This is a genomic window from Amycolatopsis sp. NBC_01488 (genome assembly GCF_036227105.1).
Classification (GTDB): domain Bacteria; phylum Actinomycetota; class Actinomycetes; order Mycobacteriales; family Pseudonocardiaceae; genus Amycolatopsis.
Genome location: NZ_CP109434.1, coordinates 1,354,656 through 1,370,272 on the forward strand (window position 1 = coordinate 1,354,656; position 15,617 = coordinate 1,370,272).

Annotated in this window: 17 protein-coding genes; 12 read left to right on the top strand and 5 right to left on the bottom strand. The window is 67.7% G+C overall.

Annotation, left to right across the window (positions count from 1 at the left end; translation table 11 throughout):
* Positions 1 to 12: 12 nt before the first annotated feature.
* Complete coding sequence (locus tag OG738_RS06285) at positions 13 to 396, top strand: SCO5389 family protein (RefSeq protein WP_329051989.1); 384 nt, start codon at positions 13 to 15, stop codon at positions 394 to 396.
* A 60-nt stretch (positions 397 to 456) separates the two neighbouring features.
* Here the strand turns inward: OG738_RS06285 and OG738_RS06290 are convergent, their stop codons facing one another.
* Complete coding sequence (locus tag OG738_RS06290) at positions 457 to 1,206, bottom strand: GntR family transcriptional regulator (protein WP_329051991.1); 750 nt, start codon at positions 1,204 to 1,206, stop codon at positions 457 to 459.
* 137 nt (positions 1,207 to 1,343) lie between these two features.
* On the opposite strand from OG738_RS06290, the gene OG738_RS06295 reads away from it, so the two are divergent.
* The 9 genes from OG738_RS06295 (at position 1,344) to OG738_RS06335 (ending at position 9,058) form a co-directional block, all read left to right on the top strand.
* Positions 1,344 to 1,805, top strand: coding sequence for a hypothetical protein (locus OG738_RS06295; protein ID WP_329051993.1), 462 nt, complete (start codon positions 1,344 to 1,346; stop codon positions 1,803 to 1,805).
* 288 nt (positions 1,806 to 2,093) lie between these two features.
* A complete protein-coding gene (locus OG738_RS06300) occupies positions 2,094 to 2,369 on the top strand; it encodes a hypothetical protein (RefSeq protein WP_329051995.1) in 276 nt (91 codons plus the stop codon).
* On the top strand, positions 2,353 to 2,601 hold the full coding sequence (locus OG738_RS06305; protein ID WP_329051996.1) for an AMED_5909 family protein: 249 nt from the start codon (positions 2,353 to 2,355) through the stop codon (positions 2,599 to 2,601). The genes OG738_RS06300 and OG738_RS06305 overlap by 17 nt, the downstream gene beginning before the upstream one ends.
* Before the next feature lie 335 nt (positions 2,602 to 2,936).
* Entirely contained in the window at positions 2,937 to 4,505 is a 1,569-nt protein-coding gene (locus OG738_RS06310) for an FtsK/SpoIIIE domain-containing protein (RefSeq protein WP_329056587.1), read from the top strand.
* Positions 4,502 to 4,891 carry a hypothetical protein gene (locus tag OG738_RS06315; protein WP_329051998.1) on the top strand — a complete coding sequence of 130 codons (390 nt, stop codon included), beginning with the start codon at positions 4,502 to 4,504 and terminating at the stop codon, positions 4,889 to 4,891. The genes OG738_RS06310 and OG738_RS06315 overlap by 4 nt, the downstream gene beginning before the upstream one ends.
* Positions 4,891 to 6,522, top strand: a complete 1,632-nt coding sequence (locus OG738_RS06320; RefSeq protein WP_329052001.1) for a replication initiator — start codon at positions 4,891 to 4,893, stop codon at positions 6,520 to 6,522. Before OG738_RS06315 ends, OG738_RS06320 begins: the two co-directional genes overlap by 1 nt.
* 13 nt (positions 6,523 to 6,535) lie before the next feature.
* Positions 6,536 to 6,724, top strand: a complete 189-nt coding sequence (locus OG738_RS06325) for a helix-turn-helix transcriptional regulator (RefSeq protein WP_329052003.1) — start codon at positions 6,536 to 6,538, stop codon at positions 6,722 to 6,724.
* A 214-nt stretch (positions 6,725 to 6,938) separates the two neighbouring features.
* Positions 6,939 to 7,976 carry a tyrosine-type recombinase/integrase gene (locus OG738_RS06330; protein WP_329052005.1) on the top strand — a complete coding sequence of 346 codons (1,038 nt, stop codon included), beginning with the start codon at positions 6,939 to 6,941 and terminating at the stop codon, positions 7,974 to 7,976.
* A gap of 44 nt (positions 7,977 to 8,020) precedes the next feature.
* Positions 8,021 to 9,058: a DUF6414 family protein gene (locus tag OG738_RS06335; RefSeq protein ID WP_329052007.1), complete on the top strand. Its 1,038-nt coding sequence runs from the start codon at positions 8,021 to 8,023 to the stop codon at positions 9,056 to 9,058.
* Positions 9,059 to 9,183: 125 nt separating this feature from the next.
* Here the strand turns inward: OG738_RS06335 and OG738_RS06340 are convergent, their stop codons facing one another.
* On the bottom strand, positions 9,184 to 10,341 hold the full coding sequence (locus tag OG738_RS06340) for an acyl-CoA dehydrogenase family protein (RefSeq protein WP_329052008.1): 1,158 nt from the start codon (positions 10,339 to 10,341) through the stop codon (positions 9,184 to 9,186).
* A gap of 109 nt (positions 10,342 to 10,450) precedes the next feature.
* On the opposite strand from OG738_RS06340, the gene OG738_RS06345 reads away from it, so the two are divergent.
* Entirely contained in the window at positions 10,451 to 12,127 is a 1,677-nt protein-coding gene (locus OG738_RS06345; protein WP_329052009.1) for a class I adenylate-forming enzyme family protein, read from the top strand.
* Here the strand turns inward: OG738_RS06345 and OG738_RS06350 are convergent.
* Positions 12,092 to 13,096 (bottom strand): Lrp/AsnC family transcriptional regulator, encoded by a 1,005-nt coding sequence (locus OG738_RS06350; protein WP_329052011.1) that lies wholly within the window; start codon positions 13,094 to 13,096, stop codon positions 12,092 to 12,094. The genes OG738_RS06345 and OG738_RS06350 overlap by 36 nt on opposite strands.
* Before the next feature lie 138 nt (positions 13,097 to 13,234).
* Here OG738_RS06350 and OG738_RS06355 point away from each other — a divergent pair, with 138 nt between their 5' ends.
* Complete coding sequence (locus OG738_RS06355) at positions 13,235 to 13,918, top strand: SDR family NAD(P)-dependent oxidoreductase (protein ID WP_329052012.1); 684 nt, start codon at positions 13,235 to 13,237, stop codon at positions 13,916 to 13,918.
* Positions 13,919 to 13,921: 3 nt separating this feature from the next.
* On the opposite strand, the gene purE is transcribed toward OG738_RS06355, so the two are convergent.
* Both purE and OG738_RS06365 read right to left on the bottom strand, forming a co-directional pair.
* Entirely contained in the window at positions 13,922 to 14,419 is a 498-nt protein-coding gene (gene purE, locus OG738_RS06360; RefSeq protein ID WP_329052014.1) for a 5-(carboxyamino)imidazole ribonucleotide mutase, read from the bottom strand.
* A 10-nt stretch (positions 14,420 to 14,429) separates the two neighbouring features.
* A complete protein-coding gene (locus OG738_RS06365) occupies positions 14,430 to 15,614 on the bottom strand; it encodes a 5-(carboxyamino)imidazole ribonucleotide synthase (protein ID WP_329052016.1) in 1,185 nt (394 codons plus the stop codon).
* Positions 15,615 to 15,617: the final 3 nt, after the last annotated feature.

The following is a 15,617-nucleotide window of genomic DNA, read 5'->3' on the forward strand; positions in this document are numbered from 1 at the left end:
GGAAGTGCCGCGATGTCGTTGACGGTCCCGGAAGAATTGGTTAGGAAGGCGCAGGCTGGCGCCATGACCGATGACGAATTCCTGGCCTGCGTTCAGAACTCGCTTCCCTACGCCTGGTCGGTGGTCGAGCGGCTGGTCAAGCAGTACGAGAGTGGGGCGACGGCGGCCGAAGACGGCACCGTTCCGCCGGATGACCAGGCGTGGGGTGAGCTGCTGCGCTTCGCTGCCAGCGACTCGATGCGCGGGGCGGTCGAGCGGAAGTACGGCGTCCGGCTGGCCTTCCAGAACTGCTGCAAGACGGGCCTGTTCGCGCCGTCGGCCGTGAAGGAGTACGAGGAGTTCGTCTCGCCGCGCGCGCAGATCCTCAACCAGAAGCCCGAACTGATCAACTGCTAGGCATACGACAAGCGCCCGTCGCGGAACCAACGCGGCGGGCGCTTTCGTATTTCCATGCTTTTATTGCAATGGGTCCACCCGGAGCACGTATTCAAGCTCGAACCTATGTGCGTCCAGCAATATGTCCGCTGTTTCCACGGGTGTGTCGTTTGAGTACGTGGTCCGCACGATGATCACAACTGGCGTGCCCTTGCGTAGTTTCAGGGCCTCGGTCTCCGACGGCCGGGGCATCCGCGAACGAAGTCTCTCGACGACTCGCGTCGGACGCATGTCGATCGCCGTGAAGCGGTCCACCAGGCCGGCCGTCATCATGACGCCTTCCTCGGGGCGCTCGATCACGGTGCCCTTCGTGATCTCCAGTGGCTCATACGAATGCGTGAGCATCATCGGCTCATCGTTCGCGAACGACGTGTAGTCGGTGCGCATAACGTCCGCACCCACGGGGATCTCCAGGCGGTGCGCAATGTCGGCGCTGGCGCGGTCCGGGTAGGTGTTGTGGCTGTACCGGGGGATGCGCTCGGCGGCTAGGGCCTCCTCGGCGAACGGGGCGCCGGGGTTGGTGCGGTAGTGCTGCTCCGACCTCCGGATGAGTGGCTGGTATCGGCGGACGAACGCGCCGAGTCGCTGGACGCGATCAATCAGCCCTTCGCTCTCTAGCAGGTCGAGCGCCTCGCGGGCGACGATGCGCGACACGTCGAACTGCTCGCTCAGTGCCTCCTGTGACGGTAGGCGGTCGCCTGGGCCGAGATCTCCGCTGACGATCTGCTCGCGCAGCACGTCGGCGATGCGTTCGTACATGTGCTCGGGCACGGTGCTCTCCTGCCTGGTCGGACGTGCTTCCTCAGCTTAGTTGACTTGGCATGCCAAAGCTTGGTATACCTAGAAGGACCTTGGCATACCAAGGCGGCGGCGACAAGGCCGCGAATGGCTGAGAAAGGGCCTCTGACATGGCGATCATGAAGGGACACCGGTTCCCGATCGAGTTCGACAGCGCGTTTCCGCAGGGCTTGGTACTAGTGGGCGAAGTTGCACCTGACAACGAATACCAGTCCCGGGAAGACCGGGCAGCCGGCCGTCCCACTCGGCAGCGCGTGGACGAAGCCACCGGTAAGCGGCAGTGGAAGGCCACGGTCACCGACCCGGACGAGACGAAGGCGAAGAGGGCTTCGTTCGAGATCACTCTTCTGGCCGACGTTCAGCCCGTCCCGGCTACCCCGGAGGCGCTGCCCGGTATGCGCCCGATTGAGCTGGAGGGCTTGACGGCGGAACCGAAGGTCGCGGGGCAGGGCGAGTTCAAGTACCAGTCCTACGTGTTCCGCGCTACCGGCTTCAAGGCCGCCGGTAGCGGTTCCGGGTCCAAGTCGGCGCGCTCCGCCACGGGTGGCGAAGCTGCGGCCAAGGCGGCGTGAGCGGGATGAACGCGTCCGGGCCGGTTCGCGACGCTGCGGCGTTTCACGAACTGGTCCGGGCGTGGGAGCAGGCGTACCGCGACTACATGGCGGCCTGGGAGCACGGGTCTGCGGTGCTATCACCGATGAACGCCCAGAACACGGCGAGTGCGGCGCAGCGTGTGTCGCGAGCGTGGCATGAGCTGGCCAAGTCCCGGGGGCTGCCCTGGTGGTGCGTCGCGGCCCTGGAGTCGGCCGCCGAGGGGTTCGAAGAGCTGGCGAGGGAATGGGCAAGCAAGGCAGGGCGGGATGACGGCCAACTGGGACGGGCTCGGCGTGACGTGGATCGTCGGGCGGGAAGCGGAATTGACGGTCGAGGAGACTGGTTCGGACCCGACGCATCCGCCGATGCTGGTGCTCGCGGGGGCGCCGTGCGTGGTGATGCTGCGGCCACCGGACGACCCGGCGACGTGGCCCGCGTGCGTGAGGTTCCTTCGCCAACTCCGCGACAGCGCCGAGGACCTGGCGGCGCTCCTCGAAGCCCGCGCGATGGCTCGGCTGGTGCCTGATGGCGACGCCGAATGAACCGCGCACTTTGCGTGAAGCGCATGAGATCGCGATGGATCGACGACCGGCGCCGGATGCGAACCCTTCCGTGTGGCTGACATTTCGCCAAGCGAACGCGCGGATGTACGAGAAGGTTGCCGACGTCGACCGGGGCCACCACCATGAGGCGCTGTACTGGGCGGACCATGAACGGCGGAGGGCGGGGGAGGTTTCGGCGAAGATCCAGGGCGTGAACTCGAAGGCTGAGTAGTCCTGTGTAGATATACGAAAAGTCAACGACAGCAACAAAAACGCGCGCTATGACGTGCGGCGGTGAAACGCGTCCTCGTGCGGGTGACGTGAAACGTAAGGCGCAGAAGCGGAAACCGGCTACCAACCATGCCGCTCCTGCGCTGTCCACAACCTCGGGAAGTGAACAATGCAGACGCTAGACGATGGCAACAAGCGTGCGCCAGTGGGGGTCACCCCCTCGCGCTGCGCGGAATGCAAGCGGTTCGCTCGGCTGCTGCCGGGAGAGACGAAGTGCGCGCCGTGTTTGGGTGCGCTGCCGCTGGATCTCTCGGCGGTGTTGCGGGGTGGCCGGTGATGAACCTGTCTCCCGGATTTCTCGTCGTGGCCCTGGCCGTGCTGGGACTCGGTGTGTGGGTGCTGCACAAGATCGGCCGCGCCCTGGCGTCGGTGGTCGAGGCACTGGCCGCGATGGTGATCGTGTTCGTCGCCCTCTGGTGGGCCTGCAAAGCGGCACTCTGGCTGCTGACGCAAGTTGTGACGCGGTGGCGGACCAGCCTGACTGTGGTCGCGGTCTATCTGTGGTGCGTCTGGATCGGCTGGGTTTGGCTCGTGGCGAACCTCGGCGGCCTGGCGCTGATCCTCGGCGTGTGGCGATTGGTCGACGTGGTGTCGTTCGATCAGTGGTGCGGGCGACTGCTGCGCTCCTGGTGGGCGCGCTGGGCGGTGTACGGGCGCAAGCTTCCCGGCTGGCTGCACGCCTGCGGCCTCAGCGTCCGCGATGACGCGTTGCCGGTGGAAGTGACGGTCAACCTGGTCGGTCGCCGGAGGGTGGCTCGTTCGACGGCTCGGCAGGCCGGGGTGCAGGTGCCCAAGGTTCTTGGTGTCCGGTCGGGTCCGTCGTGGGATGAGGTGCGGGTTGAGCTGGTGGCCGGCCAGAAGCCGGAGGACTTCGACGACGCCGCTCGTGCGCTGGCCTCGGCCCGGAACGTCGCCCGGTGCCAGGTGCGGGAGCTGGCACCGAACGTGGTGTCGATCGACTTCCAACGGCGAGACCTGCTCGGCAACGTTGTGCACTCGCTCCCGGTGCCCGATCTCCTGGCGGCCGATGCGACCGGTGTGGATCTGCGGCGAGCGTGGTCCGGTCACACCGAGTACGGGCACGACTGGCGTGTCCCGCTGTCCGGTTCCGGTGCGCACTGCTTGACCGCCGGTGCCTCGGGCGCGGGGAAAAACTCAGTGATGTGGTGCCCGCTGGTGTCGGCCGCGTCGGCGATCCGCTCGGGTGTGGTCCGCATGTCCGGGATCGACCCCAAGGGCATGGAACTGGCGTACGGGCGCGGGATTTTCGCTCGGTATGCGGTGTCTGGGAAGGACGCGATCGAGGTCCTGGACGACCTCGTGGGCACGATGGAGGCGCGCAAAGCCGAGTTCGCCGGACGACTGCGGACGGTCCCGATCAGCATCGAACACCCGCTGGAGCTGCTGGAGTTCGACGAGATCGGCGCCCTGACGAAGTACACCGACCGCAAGACCCGCGATCAGATCGTCGAACGCGTCGCGCTGCTGACCACCCAGGGCCGGGCGCTCGGCATCACCGTGCGCGGGTATGTGCAGGAACCGACCAAGGACACCGTGCCCGTGCGGGAGCTGTTCACCCGTCGCGTGTGCTTGCGGGTGACCTCGAAGACGCACGTTCCGATGGTGCTCGGTGATGGCGCGTATGAGCGGGGCGCGTGGGCCAACCGGATCGGCGACTCCGAGGCCGGGGTCGGCTACGTGTGGGGCGAGGGCATCCGCGAACCGCTGCGCATCCGGGCCGGGTGGGTCTCCGACGAGACGGTCAAGGCGCTGGAGCACTACGTCACCAATGGTGGCGTGGTTGACCTGGCCGCGCGGCGCGGTACTGAGGGGGTGGCGGCGTGAACACCACCATGGTCTTCCTCGACGCGATCCGGGATCACCTGGACCTGCACGCGTTCGGTCCGGTCGCGTCGGTGCTGGTGACGTCCGACTCGGGGCCGGTCACGGTGCAACTCGATGTCGTTCGTGAGGTGCCGCAGGTGGCGTCGGCGCTGGTGACCTGGGCCGGGACGCTCGATGAAGTGTCCGCGCAGGTCTGGCGGACTCCGGCCGGAACGTCGGTGCATTTGATCGTCAACGGCCGGATGCCCTGCGGCATCCCGGTCCGTGTCTACGGCGCGGTCGACTTCTCCGAGGACGTGTTCCCGGACCTGCCCGTCGGGTCGCACCAAGAGATGCCTGTGTTCGTGCTTCGGCAATGGACTCGCTCCGGGGAGGTGGCCGCCTGATGACCGACCAGCAACAGAGCCAGCCGGCCGGGACCCGGGCCGAACGGATGCGGGCACCACTCGCGGCGGACGTGATCCGGGCGACGGCCGAGAAGCACAGCGTCTGCGTCCGCCCGTTCACCATGGAAGTCGGCGACACCCAGACCGGCGAACTCCGCTACGTCCCGGTCCCGTGCGGCTCCACCGTGGAATCGGTCTACCTGCCGTGCGCTCGGAAGGCGAAGGCGCTGCGGCAGGCCCAGTGCCGCGAGGGCTGGCACATGGCCGAGGAACCCAACCTCACCGCCGCGCCACCGACCGAGGATCAAACCGAGCTGCTCACGTACAGGGCCGATCTGGTCGCGGCGTACCGAGAGGTGGTCGAGCGGGACCAGGCGGAGGCGGAGGAACTGCGGGTAGAGATCACCGGGGTGGACGCGGAACTTCGGCAACTCGGCATGCGCGGTCGCCTGCCTGCCGTCGACGTGCCGACCAAGCGCGCGGTGAAGCGGTCGACGAAGCGGCGGCAGGACGCTCCGAACCTGCCCCGGCGCAAGGTCGCAAAGACCACGGTCGGGCGGGAGTACGCGGGGAAGTTCCGCCCGTCCATGTTCGTCACGCTGACCTGCGACACCTACGGGCCGGTCCGTGGTGACGGTTCACCGGTCGACCCGGCGCGGTATGACTACCGGCGGGCTGCGCGGGATGCGGTGCACTTCTCCGCACTGGTAGATCGCTGGTGGCAGAACCTGCGCCGGGTCGTCGGCTGGGACGCTCAGTACTTCGCCACCGTCGAGCCGCAGAAGCGGACCGCTCCGCATCTGCACGCCGCGATCCGCGGGGCCATTCCGCACGACGTCATCCGCCAGGTCACCGAAGCGACGTATCACCAGGTCTGGTGGCCCAACCACGACCAGGTGGTCTACGTGGACCGGCTGCCGGTCTGGGACGGTGACACCCGGATGTTCCTCGACCCGGACACCCGGGAGCCGCTGACCACCTGGGATGACGCCGTGGACCAGGTCGAGGATCCGGCGCACGTTGTCACGTTCGGGCGGCAGGTGCACTCGAAGGGGATCCTCGGCGGCACCGAAGAGGCCGGCCGCCACATCGGCTACCTCACGAAGTACCTGACCAAGTCCACCGGCGAAGTGGTCGAGGCAGACACGGCGCGGCTGCGGGATCACCACGACCGGCTGCACGCCGAACTGTCCGTCACCCCCTGCTCGCCACGCTGCGCGGTCTGGCTCCTCTACGGGATCCAGCCCAAGGGCGCGAACAGCAAGACCACCCCGGGGCACTGCAAAGGCCGGGCACACCGCCGGACCACCCTCGGGCTGCCGGGACGTCGGGTGCTCGTGTCACGGAAGTGGTCGGGCAAGACCGTCGACGACCACAAAGCCGACCGCAAGGCCTTCGTTCAGCAGGCCTTGGCGGCGATCGGGATCGAGAAGCCACAACCGGACCCGACCCGGCTGGTCTGGCGCAAGGTCGAGCCCGGCGACCCGCATGTCCCGCCCCGTCCGCACCTCGTCATGCGCGCCATCGCGGAACGGATCACGTGGAAGGCCGAGTACGACCGGGCGCTACTCGCCGCCGCCGGACCACCAGGGGACGGTCCGGAAACTTCGGCAACTCAGCTCGCAGCCTGACCAGGGGGAACGCATGAACATCAGCAACATGGACCGGCTCTGGTCGGTTGACGACGTGTCCACCTACCTCGGCGTCCCGGTCAAGACGCTGTACCAGTGGAAGTGGCGCGGCGAGGGGCCGCCGGTCCGGAAGATCGGGCGTCACCTCCGCTACGACCCGGCCAAGGTGCAGGCCTGGGTCAATGGGGAGGTCGCGGCCTGATGGGACACATCCAAGACCGCTGGTACCGCCCCGCTCGTGACAAGGAGACCGGCAAGGTCCTCTTGAACAAGCGGGGCAAGCCAGTGCTCGAAAGGACCGAGCTGTACGGCATTGGCCTGCGCTACAAGGTGCGCTACCTCGACCCGGACAACGAGGAGCGCTCAAAGTCCTTTCCGGACAAGCAAAGAAGCGCGCGGAAGACTTCCTCATCGGGGTGGAGTCGGACAAGCGTGAGGACAAGTACATAGACCCGCGCTCGTCGTCCAAGACGTTTCTGCAACAGGCCGAAAACTGGCTCAAAGCGCAGTCACCGGACCCGGCGACGCGGGAGATCCTGCGTAGCCGTCTCGAAAGTCAGATCTACCCGGTGTTCGGGCACCTGAAGTTCGGCCAGATCAAGCCGTCGACCATTCGCGACTGGCTCGGCTTGATGGATGAGAAGCGGTTGAGCGCCAACTATCAAGTCGTGCTGTTCACCATCGTGACCGGCGTCCTCGACTCGGCGATAGACGACAAGCTGATCCGGGAAAACCCCTGCCAGGCAAAGACCGTTCGGCGACCGGTGGGCAGTAGCCCGCAGGTGGTGGTCTGGCCGGAAGATCGCGTGCACAAGGTGCGGGCCGGGCTCGTCAAACGGTTCCGCGTCGTCGTCCCGCTTGGGTCCGGGCTCGGACTGCGGCAGGGTGAGATCCTGGGCTTCTCACCGGACGACATCGATCGAGAGGAGATGGTGGTCCGCGTTCAACGGCAGATCAAGACGGTCAAGGGCGTGATGATGTTCGCCCCTCCGAAGGGCGGTAAGACGCGGATGGTGCCGCTCTCCCCCGCGATGCTGGCGGAGATCGACGACCATGACGACCAGTTCCCGACGACCGCCATCACACTCCCGTGGAAGAAGCCCGATGGGGATCGGGTGACGGTTCGACTTCTCGTCACGGGCGAGGCCGGCCGCCTGTACACCGGCGACCTGTTCACCAAGGTCGTCTGGCAGGGCGGGTTCAGAGAGGCGAAGATCACCCACCGTGGCCGGGCCGACGGCATGCACGCGCTGCGGCACTTCTACGCCTCGACGCTGCTGTCCCGGGCGGTCTCGATCAAGGAGCTGGCCGAGTATCTGGGGCACGCCGACGCGGGCTTCACGCTCCGGACGTACACCCACCTCGTCCCGTCGAGCCATGAACGGGCCAGGCAAGCCGTTGACGCGGTGTTCGCGAGATCAAGCAACCAACAAGGCGACGTAACCGCCGAGTAGTTCCCAATCCGTAACAGAAGATCAGATAAGTCCGACTTACGATCATGACACTTGAGGATCAGCTACGTGAAATTACACTTCGCGACTATCTATACCTTGACGTAGATAGAGTAAAGTCTCTCGCTGGACAGCTCGATCAAGGCGTCGAAGAAGGGCGCAGCTTCTCTCGGCGCGCCAGCAAGAAGACCGCAATAGGGTGGGAAAAGTTTCTATCCTTCAGTCCAGAAAGCGGCACGGAATCAACTATTCAAAGATCCATGCTCGACAGCTTATTTCCAGATCTTGAAATCAGCCTAGAGGCAACCCTTCTGCGGGATATCAGCGACGAATTTAGCGACACCGAGATTGCCGCATACAAGGTCATTCGAGAGAAATGTCCAGAAGGTTCCTTGGTTCGACTCACCGCGCCTGGATATCTCTTCGATAGCAACTACTTAGGCAGCTCTCTAGTAAACTTATCTACAGCAATAAACGGGTATCAATGGCTTAACTACGAGCTACTAAAGGCCGCCCTGAAGGAAACAGAAGGTGACCCCAACGACGAGCTCGCAGACTTGAACTTCCTCGAATCGTCATTCCCCAAAGGGGAGGAGGACGAACACGAGAGAGTCTTGCACGACTTCATCCCAGACTTTGGGTATACCGCAAACTTTCTTCGCGCAGTAATCAGGACCACAAGAGGAATCCTGCCATCCGGATTGAACCTGGTTTCGTTTAGCTCCCACGGCAACATCCAGATGACAGCAAACACCCGCCTTCAAAGAGAACGCCGATACCTGGAGGCGGACCCTGCAATCATCGGTTCAAGGTTCGGCACTACACCTCAGGACTGGACAGTAGTAGGCACCGTAGGCCACTACACCCAGCTGCCCGCCGAAGTAAGTGCAATACAAAAGAGTGCCATCGAGACACTTCGCGAATTCCAAGATGGAGCAAAAGAAGCCACCGGCTTCAGCCGAGCTAACTTCATAAAGGAAGTAACCAAGATGCTTTCCGAGCTAGGTCGCCTCGGCTTCCTAAATGTTCCGCAGCATCCAGGAATGACCATCATCCCCATGGCGATATATCGCCATATCCAGTAGCGCGAGTGCTTCTCGCCGGGGCGGACAGTCAACGCGGTGTTCGGGCGGCCTAGTGCCGATGACGGCCTGGAGGCGGCCTGATCATGAACCACCAGGACCACCCGAACTACCGGATCAAGATCGATCTAGCCCTTGAGCAGGGCGCGGGCCATGACGACCTTCTGGATCTGGTTGGTGCCTTCGTAAATCTGCGTGATCTTCGCGTCCCGCATCATCCGCTCCACCGGGAAGTCCCGCGTGTAACCGGCGCCGCCGAACAGCTGGACCGCGTCCGTCGTCACCTCCATGGCGATGTCGGACGCGTACGTCTTCGCCGCCGAGGCCATGAAGCCCGCGCGCTTGTCACCGCGCTCCGAAGCCGCCGCGGAGGCGTACACCAGGTGGCGGGCCGCTTCGATCTTCGTGCCCATGTCGGCCAGCATGAACTGGACGCCCTGGAACTCGGCGATCGACTTGCCGAACTGCTTGCGGTCCTTGACGTACGCGATCGCCGCGTCGAGGGCGCCCTGGGCGATGCCCAGCGCCTGCGCGCCGATCGTCGGGCGGGTGTGGTCCAGCGTGCGCAGTGCCGTCTTCAGGCCCGTGCCCGGCTCGCCGATGATGCGGTCCTCGGGGATCGTGCAGTTCTCGAAGTAGATCTCGCGCGTCGGGGAGCCCTTGATGCCGAGCTTCTTCTCCTTCGGCCCCACCGAGAAGCCCGGGTCGTCCTTGTGCACGACGAACGCCGAGATGCCGTTGGCCTTCTTCTCCGCGTCCGGGTCGGTCACGACCATCACCGTGTACCAGGACGACTCGCCCGCGTTGGTGATCCAGCACTTGGTGCCGTTGAGCACCCAGTGGTCACCGTCGAGGCGGGCGCGGGCGCGCATCGACGCCGTGTCCGAGCCGGCCTCGCGCTCCGAAAGCGCGTACGACGCCGAAGCCTCACCCGAGGCGATCGACGGCAGCACCAGCTTCTTCACGCTCTCCGAGCCGGACAGGATGATCGGCTGCGTGCCGAGCTTGTTCACCGCCGGGATCAGCGACGCCGACGCGTCGACCCGGGCGACCTCTTCGATCACGATGCAGGCGCCGACGGCGTCCGCGCCCTGGCCGTCGTACTCCTCGCCGATGTGGACGGCGTTGAACCCGGACTTGACCAGCGCGTTGTACGCCTCGATCGGGTAGCGCTCGTTCTCGTCGACCTCGGCCGCGTACGGCGCGATCTCCTTCTCGGCCAGGGCCCGGACCGCGGCCCGCAGCTCCTCGTGCTCCTCGGCAAGCTGGTACAGGCCATCGGTCACTTCCGGTCACCTTCTCTACGACGTCGGGAGAGTCCTGTCGATGTTAGCGCTCGTTCACCGAGGGGCCGCGTCCTTGTGTCGCGGACCGCAGAATTCGTAAGGTCGAGTGATGCCGCTCACCGCGCCGACGACGCCGCCCGGTCTGCCCGTCTCCCTCGACTACCCCGAAGTCCCGGTCGGTTCGCTCCTCGCGGCCGGCGCCGCGCGCTGGGGCGACCGGACCGCCTTCGCCCACGACGGCCGCAGCATCACCTTCACCGAGACCTGGCGCGCCGCGTGCCGGTTCGCCAACGCCCTGCGCGCCCACGGCATCGGCCGCGGTGACGTCGTGGCGCTGCACCTGCCGAACTGCCTGGCCTTCCCGGTCGCCTACTACGGGACGCTGCTGGCCGGGGCGACCTTCAGCCCGGCCAACCCGCTGCTCCCGCCGGACGACCTCGCCTTCCAGCTCACCGACTGCGAGGCCGCCGCGGTCGTGACGTTCGGTCCGGTCGCGGGCGCGCTCGCGAGCGTCGCCGACCGGATCCCGGCGCGGCTCACCGTCGTCGTCGGCCCGACCGGCGACCTGCCCGACGGCGGCTTCGAGTTCGATGCCTTCCAGGCCGGACAGCCGGAGACGCGCCCCGAGGTCGAGCTGTCGCTGCACGAGGACCTCGCGCACCTCGCCTACACCGGCGGCACCACCGGCCGCTCGAAGGGCGTGCGGCTCTCGCACCGCAACGTCGTGGTCAACACCTTGCAGCACGCGTGCTGGGGCAGCGGCTCAGTGCCGGCACTCGATGCCCGAGGCGACGTCACCCTCGACCAGATCGGCAGCGAGGACGAGTGGCCGACGCGCCTGGGCACCGGCATCGCGATCAACCTGACGCCGTGGTTCCACGCGATGGGCATCATCGGCGGTATGAACGCGGCGGTCATCGCCGGCACCACGATCGTCCTGCACTCCCGCTTCGACCCGCCGGCCTACGTCGCCGACGCCGAACGGCTGCGCATCACCGGCATCGGCGGCGCGCCCGCGCTGTTCGCCGCCCTGCTCGCGACGCCGTCGTTCCACACCGCGGACCTCTCGTCGGTGCGCTCGATCGGCTCAGGGGCCGCGCCGATGAACCACGCGATGATCAACGCGCTGCGCGAGCGGTTCCCGGGCGTGGTGGTCAGCGAGGGGTACGGCCTCACCGAGGCGACGATGGGCGCGGTGATCTCGCCGACGTACGCCTCGGGCATCCGCAAGGTCGGCTCGGTGGGCGTGCCGATCTTCGACACCGAGGTCAAGGTCGTCCCGGCCGAAGGCGGCGAGGACCCGCTCCCGGCGGGCGAGAAGGGCGAGGTCTGCCTGCGCGGACCGCAGATCATGCTCGGCTACCGCAACCGCCCCGAGGAGACGGCGGCCGCACTGGTCGACGGCTGGCTCCACACCGGCGACGTCGGCATCCTCGACGCGGACGGCTATCTGTCCATTGTGGACCGCAAGAAGGACATGCTGCTGTACAAGGGGTACAACGTCTTCCCGCGCGAGCTGGAGGAACTGCTGATCACGATGCCCGGCGTCGCGGCGGCGGCCGTGGTGGGGCGGCCCGACGTCGAGGTCGGCGAGCTGCCGGTCGCCTTCGTGGTGCCGCGCGGTTCGCTGGACGCCGACGAGCTGATGGCCGCGGTCAACGAGAAAGTACTGCCCTACAAGCGGTTGCGGGAGGTCCACGTCGTCGAGCAGATCCCGGTGTCCGCCGCCGGGAAGGTGCTCAAGCGGCAGCTACGGCAGCAGCTGATCGGCGAGCTGCCCGGCTAGCCGGTCGCCGGACAGGAGCGTGCCGGCCTGCTTGACGTGCTTGAGCAGCGGGGAGACCTCCATGCTCTGCAGCCCGGGCAGGGAGCCGATCCGGTCCGACGTGAACTCGAACAGTTCGTCGAGGTCCCGGCAGTGCGCGACGGCGTGGACGTTGTGCGGCCCGGAAACCGCTGCGGCGAAGGCGATCTCGGGCTCCCGCGCAAGCGCGCGCCCGACGTCCTTGACCGCCGACGGGTGCACGCGCAGGTAGAGGTTCGCCCGCGCGTGGTAGCCCAGCGCCGCGGCCGCGATCTCGACGTCGATGTGCACGACGCGCCGCTCCAGCAGCGTCTCCAACCGGCGGGAGGCGCGGCCGGGGGTCAGGTCCGCCGCCGCGGCGAGGTCGACCAGCGTGGCGCGGCCGTCTTCGGCGAGGACGTCGAGCAGCTTCTCGTCCTCGGCGGTCAGGCGCATCGGCTCGCGGGCCACGACCGGGGCCTCCGTGAACGGTGCGCCCTCGCTTCCGAGCATCGCCTCCTGCTCGGGGGTCAGCGTGCCCCGCAGCGCGGCCCAGTAGTGCCCGCGGCCGCCGACGAACTGGCGCAGCATCGCGGACGCGTGGATGTCGAGGACGGCCGCGGTCCGCGGCAGCTGCTCCCCGAGCAGGTCGTCCCGCTGTTCCCGGGTCCGGGACCGGATCGCGAACCCGATCTCGGAGCCCCCGGCGCAGAGCCCCACCCAGCTGACGTCGTCGCGCTTCGCGAGGGCGTCGGCGATCGCCGCGACGCTCCCGGGACGGCACCGCAGCCGCACCAGCCACTTGCTCTGGCCCAACGCCCCCGGGTCGACGATGCCGGCGACGCGCAGGACACCCTCGGCACGAAGCCGCCGGTAGCGTCGGCCGACCGCGTTTTCGGTGACGCCGAGCGCAGCCGCGATCGACGCGAACGAAGCCCGCGGAGCGACCTGAAGCGCGCGGATGAGACGCACATCGTCAGGCTGCGGAGTGACGGATTCCGCCATCACTGCTCCTCTCATCGAAGCAATCCTACAAACCAGCCTCCACGACGAGCGCGATCAGCGGTCGCGCGGACAGACTCGGGGCGTAACCGGCCGAAGGGAACAACCATGCAGACCGCCCTCGTCGTCGGGGCCTCGCGAGGACTCGGACACGCGATCGCCACCGAACTCTCCGCCCGCGGCTGGCACGTGCTCGGCACGGTCCGCGACCCGGCCGCCCGGACGCCGCTGCACGACCTGGCGGACGCCTCCGACGGACGCGTCGAGGTCGAGCACCTCGACATCACCGAGCCCGACCAGCTGCCGCCCCTGCGCGAACGGCTCGCCGGCCGCCGCCTCGACGTGCTCTTCGTCAACGCCGGCACCACGAACAACCCGGCGACGCCGATCGGCGAGGTGCCGACGGCCGACTTCGTCGACGTCATGGTCACCAACGCGCTCAGCCCGATGCGCCTGATCGAAGCGCTCGCCGACCTCGTGCCGGCGGACGGGCTGATCGGCGCGATGTCCTCCGGGCAGGGCAGCATCACGAACAACACGGCCGGCTCGCGCGAGGTCTACCGGGGCAGTAAGGCGGCGCTGAACATGTTCATGCGCAGCTACGCGGCCCGGCAGGCCGACCGGGCTCTCCTGCTCATGGCCCCCGGCTGGATCCGCACGGCCCTCGGCGGCGACCAGGCGCCGTTCACCCTCGAGGAGACGGTGCCCCGGATCGTGGACGTCCTGCTGGCCAAGCGCGGCAAGCCCGGCCTCGAGTTCCTCGACCGCGAAGGCCAGACCGTGCCGTGGTGACCGCTAGTGGCCGGTCTTCGCGCGCAGGGCCGCGTCCTTGTCGAGGACCAGCTTCTCGAGATCGCGCTGGAACTCCGCCATCTTCGAGCGCAGGCCCTCGTCCGACGCCGCCAGGATGCGGACCGCCAGCAGGCCCGCGTTGCGCGCGCCGCCCACCGAGACGGTGGCCACCGGGACGCCCGCCGGCATCTGGACGATCGAGAGCAGCGAGTCCAGGCCGTCCAGGTACTTCAGCGGGACCGGCACGCCGATCACCGGCAGCACCGTCGCCGACGCGACCATGCCCGGCAGGTGGGCCGCGCCACCCGCGCCCGCGATGATCACGCGGAGGCCGCGCGCCACCGCCGATGTCGCGTAGTCCAGCATGCGCTGCGGGGTGCGGTGCGCCGAGTAGACGCCGACCTCGTACTCGACGCCGAACTCGTCCAGCGCCGCACCGGCCGCCTCGAGGGTCGGCCAGTCCGAGTCGCTGCCCATGATCACGCCCACCTGCGGCGCCATAGCTGATCTCCTAGTGGATTTCGTAGCCGTCGAGCCAGACGGCGTGGGACAGCCAGTGCGCCGACAGCAGCGCGCGGTTGCGCAGGTCGTCCATCCGGTCGCCGGTGAAGTTGACGTGCCCGAGCTTGCGGCCCGGCCGCTCCTGCTTGCCGTAGAGGTGCACGCGCACCTCCGGGTACCGCGCGAACAGGTGGTGCAGCCGCTCGTCCGGCCCCATTTCGGGCAGCTCCGGCGCGCCCAGCACGTTCGCCATCACGCACGCCGGCGCGACCAGGTCCGTCCGGCCCAGCGGGTAGTCCAGCACCGCGCGCAGGTGCTGCTCGAACTGCGACGTGCGTGCGCCGTCCATGGTCCAGTGCCCGGAGTTGTGCGGGCGCATCGCCAGCTCGTTCACCAGCAGCCCGGTGTCCGTCTCGAACAGCTCGACCGCGAGCAGCCCGGTGACGTCCAGCGTCGACGCGACCCGCAACGCCAGGTCCTGGGCCTCGTGCACCCGGTCCGGGGACAGCCCCGGCGCCGGGGCGAGGACCTCGGTGTTGATGCCGCCGGCCTGCACGGTCTCGACCACCGGATACGCCGCGCCCTGGCCGAAGGGCGAGCGGGCGACGAGCGCGGCCAGCTCCCGCCGCATCGCCACCTTCTCCTCGACCAGCAGCGGGGTGCCCGCTTCGAGCAGTTCCGGCACGGTCTCGCGGGCGTGCTGCGCGGTGTCCAGCATCCAGACGCCGCGGCCGTCGTACCCGCCGCTCGACGCCTTGAGCACCACCGGCCAGCCGTGCTCGCCGCCGAACTTCACCACGTCGTCCACAGTGGACACTTCGGCGAAGGCCGGGCCCGGCACGCCGAGGCCGGCCATCATCTCGCGCATCACCAGCTTGTTCTGCGCGAAGCCCAGCGCCGACGGCGCCGGCCGGATGACGAAGCCCTCCATCGCCAGCGTCAGCAGGTGCTCGCCCGGCACGTGCTCGTGGTCGAACGTGAGCACGTCGACCGACGCCGCGAACTTCCGCAGCGCGTCGAGGTCGGTGTGGTGGCCGAGCGTGACGTCGCCCGCGACGAGCCCCGCGGCTTCGTTCTCCCCCGCGGCGAGCACGCGCAGGGACTGGCCGAGGGAGATCGCCGCCTGGTGGGTCATCCGGGCCAGCTGGCCGCCGCCCACCATGCCCACGACGGGCAGACCGGTGTGTTTGTCCATAGC